This is a genomic window from Pseudomonas sp. YuFO20 (genome assembly GCF_035064975.1).
Taxonomy (GTDB): Bacteria; Pseudomonadota; Gammaproteobacteria; order Pseudomonadales; family Pseudomonadaceae; genus Aquipseudomonas; species Aquipseudomonas putida_AE.
Genome location: NZ_JAXDEO010000100.1, coordinates 1 through 13,074 on the forward strand (window position 1 = coordinate 1; position 13,074 = coordinate 13,074).

At 62.9% G+C, this 13,074-nt stretch carries 11 protein-coding genes; 7 read left to right on the forward strand and 4 right to left on the reverse strand.

All coding sequences use genetic code 11. From position 1 onward, the window contains the following. Positions 1–368: 368 nt before the first annotated feature. The 4 genes from SOP85_RS29830 to pdxR form a co-directional block, all read right to left on the reverse strand. Complete coding sequence (locus SOP85_RS29830) at positions 369–1,424, reverse strand: alpha/beta fold hydrolase (RefSeq protein WP_274077783.1); 1,056 nt, start codon at positions 1,422–1,424, stop codon at positions 369–371. A gap of 167 nt (positions 1,425–1,591) precedes the next feature. Beyond that, positions 1,592–2,857 carry an MFS transporter gene (locus tag SOP85_RS29835; protein WP_323629252.1) on the reverse strand — a complete coding sequence of 422 codons (1,266 nt, stop codon included), beginning with the start codon at positions 2,855–2,857 and terminating at the stop codon, positions 1,592–1,594. A 38-nt stretch (positions 2,858–2,895) separates the two neighbouring features. Then, on the reverse strand, positions 2,896–3,966 hold the full coding sequence (locus SOP85_RS29840; RefSeq protein ID WP_274077785.1) for a sugar phosphate isomerase/epimerase family protein: 1,071 nt from the start codon (positions 3,964–3,966) through the stop codon (positions 2,896–2,898). A gap of 111 nt (positions 3,967–4,077) precedes the next feature. Beyond that, the gene (gene pdxR / locus SOP85_RS29845) at positions 4,078–5,586 is read right to left on the reverse strand and encodes a MocR-like pyridoxine biosynthesis transcription factor PdxR (RefSeq protein ID WP_323629253.1); all 1,509 of its coding nucleotides are present in this window, start codon (positions 5,584–5,586) and stop codon (positions 4,078–4,080) included. 234 nt (positions 5,587–5,820) lie between these two features. Here pdxR and SOP85_RS29850 point away from each other — a divergent pair, with 234 nt between their 5' ends. The 7 genes from SOP85_RS29850 (at position 5,821) to SOP85_RS29880 (ending at position 12,206) form a co-directional block, all read left to right on the forward strand. Then, positions 5,821–6,801 (forward strand): quinone oxidoreductase family protein, encoded by a 981-nt coding sequence (locus SOP85_RS29850; RefSeq protein WP_274077787.1) that lies wholly within the window; start codon positions 5,821–5,823, stop codon positions 6,799–6,801. Positions 6,802–6,814: 13 nt separating this feature from the next. Continuing rightward, positions 6,815–7,663, forward strand: a complete 849-nt coding sequence (locus tag SOP85_RS29855; RefSeq protein WP_274077788.1) for a TauD/TfdA dioxygenase family protein — start codon at positions 6,815–6,817, stop codon at positions 7,661–7,663. A gap of 87 nt (positions 7,664–7,750) precedes the next feature. Then, a complete protein-coding gene (locus SOP85_RS29860) occupies positions 7,751–8,803 on the forward strand; it encodes a 3-keto-5-aminohexanoate cleavage protein (protein WP_274077789.1) in 1,053 nt (350 codons plus the stop codon). An 88-nt stretch (positions 8,804–8,891) separates the two neighbouring features. Then, positions 8,892–10,217: an MFS transporter gene (locus tag SOP85_RS29865; protein WP_274077790.1), complete on the forward strand. Its 1,326-nt coding sequence runs from the start codon at positions 8,892–8,894 to the stop codon at positions 10,215–10,217. After that, positions 10,214–10,876, forward strand: a complete 663-nt coding sequence (locus SOP85_RS29870) for a DsbA family oxidoreductase (protein WP_323629256.1) — start codon at positions 10,214–10,216, stop codon at positions 10,874–10,876. Before SOP85_RS29865 ends, SOP85_RS29870 begins: the two co-directional genes overlap by 4 nt. Next, positions 10,873–11,199, forward strand: a complete 327-nt coding sequence (locus SOP85_RS29875; protein WP_274077792.1) for a Rieske (2Fe-2S) protein — start codon at positions 10,873–10,875, stop codon at positions 11,197–11,199. Before SOP85_RS29870 ends, SOP85_RS29875 begins: the two co-directional genes overlap by 4 nt. Then, positions 11,196–12,206 (forward strand): YeiH family protein, encoded by a 1,011-nt coding sequence (locus SOP85_RS29880; RefSeq protein ID WP_323629258.1) that lies wholly within the window; start codon positions 11,196–11,198, stop codon positions 12,204–12,206. Before SOP85_RS29875 ends, SOP85_RS29880 begins: the two co-directional genes overlap by 4 nt. The last annotated feature ends 868 nt before the right edge of the window (positions 12,207–13,074 follow it).

Genomic DNA, 13,074 nt, shown 5'->3' on the forward strand with positions numbered 1-13,074 from the left:
CCACCAATTCAACTTACCTGCGCAAAACCTGTAGGAGCTGGCTTGCCAGCGAAGGCGGCATCACGGCCACCATCGCATCGCCAGCAAGCCGGCTCCTACAGATGCGCGTAACGCCACACATTCATCATGGCCCCACAAATCCTGTAGGAGCTGGCTTGCCAACGATGGCGGCATCACGGCCACCATCGCATCGCCGGCAAGCCGGCTCCTACGGGTTTGCGTGACGCCACCAATTCAACTTACCTGCGCAAAACCTGTAGGAGCTGGCTTGCCAGCGAAGGCGGCATCACGGCCACCATCGCATCGCTGGCAGGCCAGCTCCTACAGTGATTGGGTACAGCCGCGAGAAATGGGGCGGCTGTCAGGCCTCAAAGATGATCCGCATCGATCACCGCCTTGGCGAACGCCTGCGGATCTTCCTGTGGCAAGTTGTGGCCGATGCCGCCGCTGATCAGGCGGAACTGGTATTTGCCGGTAAAGCGCTTGGCGTAATCCTCGGGGGCCGGGTGCGGGGCGCCGTTGGCGTCGCCTTCCAGGGTGATGGTCGGCACACTGATGGAAGGTGCCGTGGCCAGTTTCTGCTCCAGTGCTTCGTATTGGCTTTCGCCCTGGACCAGGCCCAGGCGCCAGCGGTAGTTGAACACGGTGATATCGACATGGTCGGGGTTGTCCAGCGCCTTGGCGCTGCGGTCGAAGGTGGCGTCGTCGAAGGCCCATTTTGGCGAGGCCAGTTGCCAGATCAGCTTGGCGAAGTCATGGGTGTTTTTCTCGTAGCCGGCGCGGCCGCGGTCGGTGGCGAAGTAGAACTGGTACCACCACTGCAGTTCGGCCTTGGGCGGCAGCGGGTTCTTGCCGGCGGCCTGGTTACCGATCAGATAGCCGCTGACCGACACCAGGGCCTTGACCCGTTCCGGCCACAGCGCCGAAACGATGTCGGCGGAACGCGCACCCCAATCATAACCACCGAGCACGGCTTGCTTGATCTTCAGGGCGTCCATGAAATCGATGACGTCGCTGGCCAGCGCGGCCGGTTGGCCATTGCGCAAGGTCTTGTCGGAGAGGAAGTGCGTATCGCCGTAGCCGCGCGCATAGGGCATCAACACGCGATAACCCTTGGCCGCCAACAAGGGCGCGACTTCGTCATAGCTGTGGATGTCGTACGGCCAGCCGTGCAGCAGAATCACCACCGGGCCGTCGGCCGGGCCCGTTTCGGCGTACGCCACGCTGAGCAGGCCCGCGTTGACATGCTTGAGCGGACCGAACGGCGAGGGCGCCGCCTGCGTGGTGCCGGCAGGGGGGGCGGCAGGGGATGTCTGCGCGTGAGCTACGCCCAGAACGCCCAACAGACTCAGGGCGAGGATCGACGAGCCGACCAGGCGGCGGCGAGGGTTACCGGTTCTGTCGTTGTGCTGTGCCTTCTTCATGTGATGTCTCCTGTTCAAGCCGCTGGCCAGGGGATCGGACCGATCCCCTTTAAACCCTGCCTGCATTTGAACGCGAAGACGTATCTGGCCTGTGTCGAAGAGCGGGGCCGGTGTCAGCCCCTGTATCCCGCTGCTGTCCAGATACACAGTGATACACAGCGTCAGGATCAAGCCTGTGCTGCACTCACCTTACCCGTGACGGTGGCGTTTCTGCGCACCGATTGATACAGCAGGCTGGACACCAGGAAGCCCACGATCGCCAACCCGCTCATCAGGCTGAACACATAGTTATAGCCTTGCTGGCCGGGGAAGTGGTCGAGGATGGCGCCGTAGATCACGTAGGCGAACATGCCCGGGGCATAGCCGATCAGGCAGCCGATGCCGAACGCCGAGCCGGTGATGTGCTGGGGAATGCCGACTTCACCCATGGGCGCCCAGAACACGCCGCGCATGGAAAACACGATCAGCGCGAAGGACAGGGTGGCGGCCATGCCGGCATAGATGAAGCTCGGGCTTTTCGGAATCAACAGGATCACGGCCATCAGCGGCAGCAGCGCCAGGAACGCCCACTTCAGGTAGCGGCTGGTGCTCTTGAACTGTTTGTCGGCGATGAAACCGCCGGCAGGGCCGCCGAGGATCTTCAGGAAGTACTGGTTGATGATGCCGTAGGCGCCCACCAGGGCCACGGGCAGGCCGTACATTTCCTTGAGGTAGGGAATGAAATAGGTCAGGCCGCAGTAGACGATGTAGACCATGAACACATTGAGGCTGACCAGCCAGATGCCCGGCACCTTGATGGCTTCGAACAGGTTGGCCAGGCCGTTGCCGGGCTTGGCGGTCGACTGGGTGGCGCCGCTCTTGAGCAGGAACCAGGTCAGGGTGCCGGCCAGGATGTCGATCACCGAGTAGAACAGGATCGCCGACTTCAGGCCAGCTTCGCCCGAACCCATGGCGACGAACACGCCCAGCGCACAAAAGGCCACCAGGGTATCGACGACACCACGCCCGCCTTCGAGCAGGCCGAACAGCCGACCCTGTTCCTGGTCGTCGCCGAGGTTGCGGATGGCCTTGAGCAGCGACGGCCAGAAGAGGCAGTCGGCGCACACCGCCAGCAGGCTGAACACGATCAGCAGGTTGCTGAAGGGAGGAAAGGTCGCCAGGTACAGCCCCAGGCCGCCGGTGCCGATCAGGCCGAGGGGGATCAGCTTGCGGGTGTCGTAGCGATCGGCGAGCAGGCCGCCGACCACGAACAGCGCGGTGGCGATGATCGCGTTGGCGCTGAGCAACATGCCGATTTCAGTGTGGCTCAGGCCCATGAATTCCTGCATGGGCACATAAAAGGCGTCCTTGAGGTTGGCCAATTTGTAGATGGTGCCGCCACCGAGGATGAGGATCAGGAATCGTAGCCATTTGGCCTTGTTTTGCATTGTCATTATTGTTCTCCGGGCGTAATCGGTTCGTAGCGTCGGGTTCAGGCGTTGCAGGTATCGGCGAGGGTGAGTTCGGCCAGGGTGCGCAACTCGGCCAGCACACCGCGGACATAGGCAACCTGGTTGTTCGCCCAGCGGTGTTCGTCGGCCAGCATTCGTTCCAGCGAGAAGCCTTCGGGCAGCGGTGTATCACTCATTTCCCGGTAGGCAATGAACGGGTCGGCCGCCTCAAGGGTCTGGCGGAACGCCGGGGCCACGTAGTGGTTTTCCTGCTCGAGGATGAAGGCGATGACCTGCGGGCTGGTGTCGCCCAGCATCAGCAGCTCGAACAGCAGGCGGGCGCTGGGCAGGTCATCTTCGGCGCTGCCCTGCAGCACGCCGTAATGGCCGAAGCCGTTTTGCTCGGGGACCACACGCACACCCTTGAGGTGCGCCTGGCGGATGTGCGGCGCCAGGTTGCGCAGCGCCTGCAGGGGCTGTTCGCAGGCATTGATCATGTTGCCGAAGTCGAACAGGGCATGCAGGCGAGGGTGGTTGAGGCGGGTCAGCAGTTGCGCGATCTCGGCGCTCTTGAGCTCTTCGTGCTGCTCGAAGTCGAAGTACAGGTCGTGCTTGTCGGCCTGCTGCGCGAGGTAGTGCAGGTCGGTTTCGATCACGTCCATCACTTGCGACAGCGTGCCCTCGTAGCGCGAGTAGACGCGGATGTTGCGCACGCCCAGGGCGAGGGCGATGGCGATCACCTGGTCGACGTCCTTTTTCCGCGTGCTGCTGATTTCCAGATGCACATCCAGGCCCAGGGCCCTGGCCTTGGCGGCAAACACCTGCAGTTGCGCAGGCGTCATCTGGCTCAGGCTGTTCTGCTCGCCGTCGAGCAAGTGCAGGCTCAGGCCTTGCAGTTCGTGGCGATAGGCGAAGTCGAGCAGGTCGGCGGGGGTGACACGGCCGTGGGTGAGGTTGGTCAGCAGCGGGTAGGCGTGTGCGAACAGGCGCAGTTGCCTCAGGCGGTCGAGCAACCGGCGGGCCAGTGCGTCGGTCAGCACGGGAGCGGTGCCGTCCTCGACCACGTTGTGGCCGAGCAAGGCGTTGAAGCGTTCCTGGATCTTATTGTTCATTCGAGTCGTTCCTGGTTCAGACGCTGGGTCTTGCGACGCAGCCTTTATCGCGCCAGTCAGGAACTCTCGATAGATCCATTATCAGTTAATTGATAAGACCACTTGCGGGCTTCAAGTGGCCTGCGTCAAGCACCCCATCGCGTCCAGCGCCCGGGCCAGCGCCGCGACGCGTTCCGGGGCCTGGTGTTCAGGGGTGCCGGCAAAACCGATCAGCAGGGCCGGCGGCAGCACGTGCCCGATGCAGTAGTCGGAGAGGGCGTAGGTGTGGATGTTGTGCCGGGCCAGTTGCTTGGCAATGGCGTCGTCGTCGAGCGCCGGGGGGAGCCAGGCGATCAGGTGCATGCCGGCGTCCACCGGGGTGATCCTGAAGAATCCGCCGAGCTGTTGTTGCAACTGCTCGACCAGGGCCTGCTGGCGAGCCTGGTACAGCGTGCGCAGGCGACGGATGTGCCCCAGGAAGTGGCCTTCGACCATGAAGTCCGCCGTGGTCGCCTGCAGCAGGGTGGGCGGACTGCGATCCATCACCGCGCGCAAGGTGCAGAAGGGTTCGACCAAGGCCTGGGGCAAGATCACGTAGCCCAGGCGCAGCGACGGGAACAGCACCTTGCTGAAGGTCCCGACGTAGATCACCCGCGCCATCTGGTCCATGGCATAGAGCGCGGGCAGCAGGCGGCCGCTGTAGCGCAGTTCGCTGTCGCAATCGTCCTCGATGATCCAGCTCTGCTGGCGTGCCGCCCAATCGATCAGGGCCTGGCGTCGCGCATAGCTGAGGGTCACGCCCAGGGGATGCTGGCGCGAGGGGGTGGTGAACACCAGGCGCGCATCGGGGCATTGGGCCAGCCCTTGCTGGACATCGATGCCCTGTTCATCGACGCGCAGCGGCACCACCTGCGCGCCCTGGGCCTGCAAGGCGATGCGCGCGGCGATGTGCCCCGGGTCTTCCATCCACACGCTGTCCTGCGGATTGAGCAGCAGCATGCCCAGCAGGTTGAAGGCTTGCTGTGCACCGGAAACGATCACCACTTGCCCGGCGTCGCAGTCGATGCCCCGGGCGTCGAAGACGTACTCGGCGATGGCTGTGCGCAAGGCCTGCAAGCCTTGCAGCTCGCCATAACCGAGCATGGCCTTGCTCGGCTTGAGCAGGTGGCGGTTCATCAGGCGCCGCCAGATCGCTTGCGGGAAGGCGTCGTAGGTGCTGTGGCTGGGCAGGAATGAGGTCGGGGTCGAAGGATCCCAGTCGGCATAGGACACCCCGCGAAAATGATCGCTGCGCAGCGACAGCATCGACTGGCTCAGGTCGGACAGGCGAGGCGGCTGGCGCGCCTGCCCGTCGTCGACCATCGTGCGCTGTTCCCACTCGGTGCCGACGTAGGTGCCGGCCCCGGTGCGCGAGGCCAGGAAGCCTTCGGCGATCAACTGATCGAAGGCATTGAGGATGGTGATCCGCGACAGCGCCAGCTCCTTGCTCAGGGTGCGCGTCGACGGCAGGCGCACGCCGCCCTGGATGCGGCCGCCGAGGATCTGCTTGCGAATCTGCAAGTAAAGCTGGCGGTACAAGGGGATGGCGCTGGCACGGTCCAGCTCGATGGCCGACAGCAACAAACCTGCGGGGGATTTCATGACGCGCTCGTCTGGACGGAGTGTGGGTGGTCCCGCGCCGGCTGGCGCCGAGGTGTGCAGGGTAGCGAGCGGCAGCGGATAAGTCATCCACCGCCGGGAACGCCACGGCGGGCACTGTCATGAAATGAAAAGCCATTGTCGTCTGATGAGAAGCGGCTGTTTGGGCGTCATCCTACAGTCCAATCAGCGCAAATCGACGCAGCAGCCAATATTGCAGACTGGAGAACAAGAAAAATGGCCAAAGCCGTACGCTTCTACGAAACCGGTGGTCCCGACGTCCTTCGTTATGAGGATGTCGAAGTCGGCGACCCCGGTCCTGGTCAGGTACGTCTGCGTCATGTAGCGGTCGGCCTGAACTATGCCGACACCTACTTTCGCAACGGCACCTACCCGATCCCGATGCCCAACGGCATGGGCGTCGAGGCGTCCGGTGTGGTCCAGGCCATCGGCGAAGGCGTGACCAACGTCCAGGTGGGGGACCGCGTCACCTATACCGGTTTCCTCAACACCCTCGGCGCCTACAGCACCGAACGACTGATCGCGGCCGCGCCGCTGATCAAGCTGCCGGAAACCATCAGTTTCGAAACCGCCGCGGCCATGACCATGCGAGGCCTGACGTCGTCGTACCTGATGCGCCGCATCTACGACTTCAAGGAAGGCGACAGCATCCTGTTGCACGCCGCCGCCGGTGGCGTTGGCCTGATCGTTTCGCAGTGGGCCAAGTTGCTCGGCCTGAACGTGATCGGCACGGTGTCGACCGAGCAAAAGGCTGAAATCGCCCGTGCCCACGGTTGCGACCATACTATCAATTACAGCCATGAAGACGTCGCCGCTCGCGTTCGCGAATTGACCGACGGCGTGGGCGTCAACGTCGTGTTCGACAGCGTTGGCAAGAACACCTTCATGGGTTCGCTGGATTCGTTGAAACCCCGTGGCCTGATGGTCTGCGTGGGTACCGCATCCGGGCCTATCCCGGCGTTCGACCCGGTGATGCTGGCGATGAAAGGTTCGCTGTTCCTGACCCGTCCGGCCCTGGCCAACTACATCAGCGACCCTGCGGAAAAAGCCGCCCTGGCCGGTGAGTTGTTCGACCACGTCGGCAGCGGCCGCATCAAGATCGAGATCAACCAGCACTACGCGTTGCAGGACGCGGTGCAGGCGCATCGCGATCTTGAGTCGCGCAAGACTACCGGCTCTTCGATTTTCGTCATTTAAGGAGCTGCCAGCCATGAAAGTCGAACAATTGACCTGCAGCATCGGTGCCGAACTGATCGGCGTGAACCTCGCCGACGCGGTGCATGACGACGGTCTGTTTGCCGAGATTCGTGCCCAGTTGCTCAAGCACCGAGTGGTGTTCCTGCGCGACCAGGACATCAGCCGCGCCGACCACGTGGCCTTCGCCCGCCGCTTCGGCGAGCTGGAAGACCACCCGGTGGCCGGCAGCGATCCGGAGCATCCGGGGCTGGTGCGCATCTACAAGAATCCTGACCAGCCGATGGACCGCTACGAAAACGCCTGGCACACCGATGCGACCTGGCGCGAAGTTCCGCCGATGGGTGCTGTGCTGCGTTGTGTTGAATGCCCGCCAGTGGGCGGCGACACCATGTGGACCAACATGGTCCAGGCCTATGCGAACTTGCCGGAAGACGTAAAGCTCAAGATCGCCGACCTGCGTGCCCGCCACAGCATCGAAGCGAGCTTCGGCGCCGCCATGCCGATCGAAAAACGCCTCGGCCTCAAGGCGATGTACCCGGACGCTGAGCACCCGGTGGTGCGCACTCATCCGGAAACCGGCGAGAAGGTGCTGTTCGTCAACGCCTTCACCACCCATTTCAGCAACTACCACACCCCTGAGCGGGTGCGCTTCGGCCAGGACGCCAACCCTGGCGCCGGCGAGTTGCTGCGCTACCTGATCAGCCAGGCGTACATCCCTGAGTATCAAGTGCGCTGGCGCTGGAAGCCCAACAGCATCGCCATCTGGGACAACCGCAGTACCCAGCATTACGCCGTCATGGACTACCCGCCGTGCCATCGCAAGATGGAGCGCGCCGGGATCATCGGCGACAAGACTTTCTGATCCAACCCTTCTGCATACGCACTCGTAGACACGTCTGCCCGGCCACGACCCGGGCGGACGGGACAATCATAAGAACTGGAGTAAACCATGCAATTCTTCGACGATTCCCTGCACCCCGAAAACATGGAAAAGGTGGTCATCACCGTGGCCCCGTACGGCCCGGAATGGATGCCTGAAGACTTCCCCGAAGACATCCCGCTGACCATGGACGAGCAAGTCCAGAAAGCGGTTGAATGCTATGAAGCCGGTGCCACGGTTTTGCACCTGCACGTGCGTGAACTGGACGGCAAGGGCTCCAAGCGCCTGTCCAAGTTCAACGAGCTGATCGCCGGTGTGCGCGAAGCCGTGCCGGACATGATCATCCAGGTCGGCGGCTCGATTTCCTTCGCCCCGGAAAGCGATGGTGAAGCGGCCAAGTGGCTGTCCGACGACACTCGCCACATGCTGGCGGAGCTGACGCCGAAACCGGACCAGGTCACGGTGGCCATCAACACCACCCAGATGAACATCATGGAGCTGCTGTACCCGGAATACCTGGAAGGCACCTCCCTGGCCAACCCGATGGTCCAGGCCGCCTACAGCGAAATGACCGTACCGGCAGGTCCAGCCTGGGTTGCCGAGCACCTCAAGCGCCTGATGGACAACGGCATCCAGCCGCACTTCCAGCTGACCGGCATCCATGCCTACGAAACCCTGGAGCGCCTGGTGCGCAAGGGCATCTACAAGGGCCCGCTGAACCTGACCTGGATCGGCATCGGCGGTGGTTTCGACGGTCCGAACCCGTTCAACTTCTTCAACTTCATCCACCGTGTTCCGGATGGTTGCACCCTGACCTCCGAGTCGCTGCTCAAGAACGTGCTGCCGTTCAACACCATGGCCATGTCCATGGGTCTGCACCCGCGCGTGGGCAACGAAGACACTATCATTGATCACAAGGGCGAGCGTTTCGGCTCGGTTGCGCAGATCAAGCAAACCGTACGCATCGCCCACGAACTGGGTCGCGAAATCGCCACCGGCAAAGAAGCCCGTGAGATCTATCGCATCGGTGTGCAGTACGACAGCATCGAAGACACCCTGCTGGCCAACGGAATGTCCCCCAACCGCAAGGCTGGGCAAAAAGGTGTGCCGCAACGCGGCTGACCCGTGGCGCGCACGAGGGGCCGTGACCGCTCGTGCGCACTGCAAAACGCTTGATAACAAAAATAAATAAAAGCTTTGAGGAGGCTGCATGGCCTTTCACCCAATCGCCGACGATGACGACGCTGGTTGCGTCAACGTTGCGCGTAAATATGCCTGGATTGTCTTTGCACTGACGTTCGGCCTGTTGATTTCCGATTACATGTCACGCCAGGTGCTCAATGCGGTGTTCCCGCTGCTCAAGAGCGAGTGGTCCCTGAGTGACGGCCAACTGGGTTTGCTCAGTGGCATTGTCGCCCTGATGGTCGGCCTGCTGACGTTCCCGCTGTCGCTGATGGCCGACCGCTTCGGCCGGGTCAAGAGCCTGGCGCTGATGGCGATGCTGTGGAGCGTGGCAACCCTGGGCTGCGCGTTGGCGCAGGACTATCAGCAAATGTTCATCGCCCGGTTCATGGTGGGCGTTGGCGAGGCGGCCTACGGCAGCGTCGGCATCGCGGTAGTGATTTCGGTGTTTCCGAAACACATGCGCGCCACCCTGGCCAGTGCCTTCATGGCGGGCGGGATGTTCGGCTCGGTGTTGGGCATGGCCTTGGGCGGTGCGATCGCCGCCAAGCTCGGCTGGCGCTGGTCGTTCGCCGGCATGGCGCTGTTCGGCCTGCTGCTGGCGATGCTTTACCCGATCATCGTCAAGGAAGCGAAGATTGCACCCAAGCGCGCAGCCCAGCTGGCGAACAAGGTGGCCGCGGTCAAGCGTCCATTGAGCACGTTGTGGTCCAGCCGTTCGGTGGTGGCGACCTATTTCGGCAGTGGCTTGCAGCTGTTCGTCGGCGGCACGGTGATGGTGTGGATTCCCAGCTACCTCAATCGCTACTACGACATGCCCACGGACAAGGCGGGCGGCATGGCCGCGATCATCGTCCTGTGCAGCGGCGCCGGGATGATCCTGTGCGGCATGCTCAGCGATCGGCTGTGCCGTAATTCGCCGGAACGCAAGGTCAGCCTGGCCATCGGGTTTTGCCTGGGCAGCTGCCTGCTGCTGTCGGCGGCGTTCGCGCTACAGGCAGGGCCATTGCAACTGGCGCTGATCTGCCTGGGCATGCTGATTGCCACCGGCACCACCGGCCCGGCTGGGGCGATGGTCGCCAACCTGACCCATTACTCGGTCCACGGCACAGCCTTCGCCACGCTGACATTGGCCAACAACATGCTGGGCCTGGCGCCTGGGCCGTTCATCACTGGACGGGTGTCGGACCTGATCGGCCTGCATGCCGCGTTCCAATTGGTGCCACTGGTCAGCCTCGCGGCAGCGGCGGTGTTCTTTTACGCCAAGTGTCATTACCACAAAGATATTGCCCGCCTTCAGGGTCAGAGCGTGCCTGACCCCGTCAACCAGGCCGGGTTAGAGGTGAAGTTGTGAGTCGTCGTCTACAAATTGATGTGTTTTTCGATTTTATCTGCCCTTGGTGCCTGATCGGCAAACGCCAGCTGGAGCATGCGCAGGTGCAGTTTCGCAATCGCCATCCGGATGTGCAGATCAACACCCGGTGGCATGGGGTGCAGTTGCTGCCGCATTTGCCGGTAGAAGGTGAGCCCTTCGCCGATTTCTACCGCAAGCGCCTGGGCAATGCCGATGCCGTGACCATGCGCCAGGCCCAGGTACAGCAGGCTGCCGCGGCGGTAGGACTGACCATCGACCTCAGTCACATCGAGACGATGCCCAACACCGCCGACGCACATCGCCTGTTCGAGCGAGCCAGCGCACTGGGTAATGTTGCCCAGCGTGAAATGCTGCTCGAACGGCTGTTCGCCGCTTATTTCCGCAAGCGCGAAAACCTCGGTTGCCGCGAGACCTTGCTCGCCATCGCCCGCTCCTGCGGCATCGATGCGGATGCGCTGCTCGATTGCCTGAGGGGCGACGGCACGCCATTCGAGGGATCTCCCGGTGCGACCAGTGGCGTGCCGAGCTTTCAGTTCAACGGCCGCATGACGGTGATCGGTGCCCAACCTGCCCAGGCGCTGCTCGGGGCCATGAACGAAGCACTCAAGGAAAATGAACGCGAGCGGCAGCCGGCATGACCCGGCGCATACCCGTACCTGCCGGCAAACACCCGCAGGCCGGCGGCCGGGCGCTGTTCGAGTTCGACGACAAGAGCCTGGCGTTGTTCAACGTCGACGGGCAGCTGTTCGCCATTGACGACAGTTGCCCGCACCAGGGCGCCTCGCTGTGTGGCGGGCGTCTTGAGGGGCGGGTCATTCAATGTTGCGCCCATGGTTTGCGCTTCGATTTGCACAGCGGCTACCTGCTCAATTCCAGGCAGGTGAAAGTCAACAACTACCCGGTCGAGATCATCGACGGCCAGGCGTTCATCGTCATCGTTCCCGAGGAGGCCGCGCCATGAGCGCCATCGCCCTTACCCGTATCCATAGTCGCACGCGCGAATTGGCCCCGGGGTTTATCGTCAGTCTGATCGTGGCCGCCGCCGCCTCGTTTTTGTCCGAGCACTACGGTGCCCCGGTCATGCTGTTCGCGTTGCTGCTGGGCATGGCCCTGAATTTCCTCGCCGGTGACGGCGTCTGCAAGGCCGGCATCGAATTCACCGCGCGCACCGTGTTGCGCATCGGCGTGGCGCTGCTGGGCATGCGCATCACCCTCGAGCAGATGGCGGCGCTGGGCTGGAAGCCGGTGGCCCTGGTGGTGATCCTGGTGGTGGTGACCATCGGCGTATCGGTGATCGCGGCCAAGGCGCTGGGCTTCCAGCGTTTGTTCGGCATGCTCACCGGTGGCGCCACCGCGATCTGCGGCGCATCGGCCGCGTTGGCCTTGGCGGCAGCGCTGCCTAACCACCCGCAGAAAGAACGCGCGACCCTGTTCACGGTGATCGGTGTCTCGGCGCTGTCGACCATGGCGATGATCGTCTACCCGATGATCGCCAACTGGCTGCAACTGTCTCCGCAGGTGGCCGGCGTGTTCCTCGGGGCGACCATCCACGACGTGGCCCAGGTGGTCGGTGCCGGCTACAGCATGTCCACCGAGACCGGTGACACCGCCACGGTGGTCAAGCTGATGCGCGTCGCCATGCTGCTGCCGGTGATCGTCACCGCGGCGATGATCACCCGCATGCAAGGCGCCGATCCAACCGGCAAGCGACCACCGTTGCTGCCATGGTTCGCCGTCGGTTTCCTGATCCTGGCGTGCATCAACAGCACCGGCTGGATTGCTCCGGCGGTGCAGGGTTCGGTCAATGAACTGTCGCGCTGGTGCCTGGTGGTGTCCATCAGTGCCCTGGGCATGAAGACCCAGCTCAAGGAACTGGCGGCGGTGGGCATCAAGCCGATCCTGCTGATGGTGGGGGAGACGGTGTTCCTCGTCGTGCTGGTGCTGTTGTTGCTGCGCTGGGGGCTCTGAGGGCAGGTCTTCCACAGGTTTTATCGCAGGGCTTCACTGGGCTGGCTCCTCGTCACAGTGAAGCGCTCGACCGGTGTTACCCGCACCGGTCTTTATACGGCGACTGTACCAGCAGTCGCCGTTTTTTTTGCCGGGTCAACCGGGGTGCATTCGCACCGGGCACACCCTGTAGGAGCCCGGCTTGCCGGCGAAGGCGGCCTCACAGCCAACCAATCTCTCACGACTGTACTCAATCCACTGTAGGAGCTGGCTTGCCAGCGAAGACGGCCTCACAGCCGACCCATCTCCCACGGCCGTACCCGATCCACTGTAGGAGCCCGGCTTGCCGGCGAAGGCGGCCTCACAGCCAACCCATCTCCCACGGCCGTACCCGATCCACTGTAGGAGCCCGGCTTGCCGGCGATGACGGCCTCACAGCCAACCCATCTCTCACGGCTGTACCCGATCCACTGTAGGAGCCCGGCTTGCCGGCGATGACGGCCTCACAGCCGACCCAACTCCCACGGCCGTACCCGATCTACTGTAGGAGCAAGCTTGCTCGCGATGGAGGTCAACGATGACGCGGGAAGCCTGACACCCCGCGGTGCTCTCAGGTTTTTCGCGAGCAAGCTCGCTCCTACATGGGCCCACTACGCAGAACCTCCACTCGGCCTCACGATGTGGCAAGAAAATCAAAAGCCAATTCAAAAGCAAAAGCGAGGCGGCCTACGAGCCGACCTGATCCCAAGTGAACGCATCCCCCCTGTAATTGGATGGACTCGCCCCAGCCGAGGCGTCAATGCGCCACGGTGGCAGTCTAAACAGCCAACGGCAGCGAGGGCGAGTCCATGAAAAAGCATAGTTCGATTGATCAATCCCTGTCTTCTAC

Coding starts and splice junctions, on each gene's coding strand:
- SOP85_RS29850 (WP_274077787.1), top strand. CDS start 5,821: ATGGCCAAAGCCGTACGCTTCTACGAAACCGGTGGTCCCGACGTCCTT.
- SOP85_RS29830 (WP_274077783.1), bottom strand. CDS start 1,424: ATGAAGAAGGCACAGCACAACGACAGAACCGGTAACCCTCGCCGCCGC.
- SOP85_RS29865 (WP_274077790.1), top strand. CDS start 8,892: ATGGCCTTTCACCCAATCGCCGACGATGACGACGCTGGTTGCGTCAAC.
- SOP85_RS29855 (WP_274077788.1), top strand. CDS start 6,815: ATGAAAGTCGAACAATTGACCTGCAGCATCGGTGCCGAACTGATCGGC.
- SOP85_RS29840 (WP_274077785.1), bottom strand. CDS start 3,966: ATGAACAATAAGATCCAGGAACGCTTCAACGCCTTGCTCGGCCACAAC.
- SOP85_RS29880 (WP_323629258.1), top strand. CDS start 11,196: ATGAGCGCCATCGCCCTTACCCGTATCCATAGTCGCACGCGCGAATTG.
- SOP85_RS29860 (WP_274077789.1), top strand. CDS start 7,751: ATGCAATTCTTCGACGATTCCCTGCACCCCGAAAACATGGAAAAGGTG.
- pdxR (WP_323629253.1), bottom strand. CDS start 5,586: ATGAAATCCCCCGCAGGTTTGTTGCTGTCGGCCATCGAGCTGGACCGT.
- SOP85_RS29835 (WP_323629252.1), bottom strand. CDS start 2,857: ATGACAATGCAAAACAAGGCCAAATGGCTACGATTCCTGATCCTCATC.
- SOP85_RS29875 (WP_274077792.1), top strand. CDS start 10,873: ATGACCCGGCGCATACCCGTACCTGCCGGCAAACACCCGCAGGCCGGC.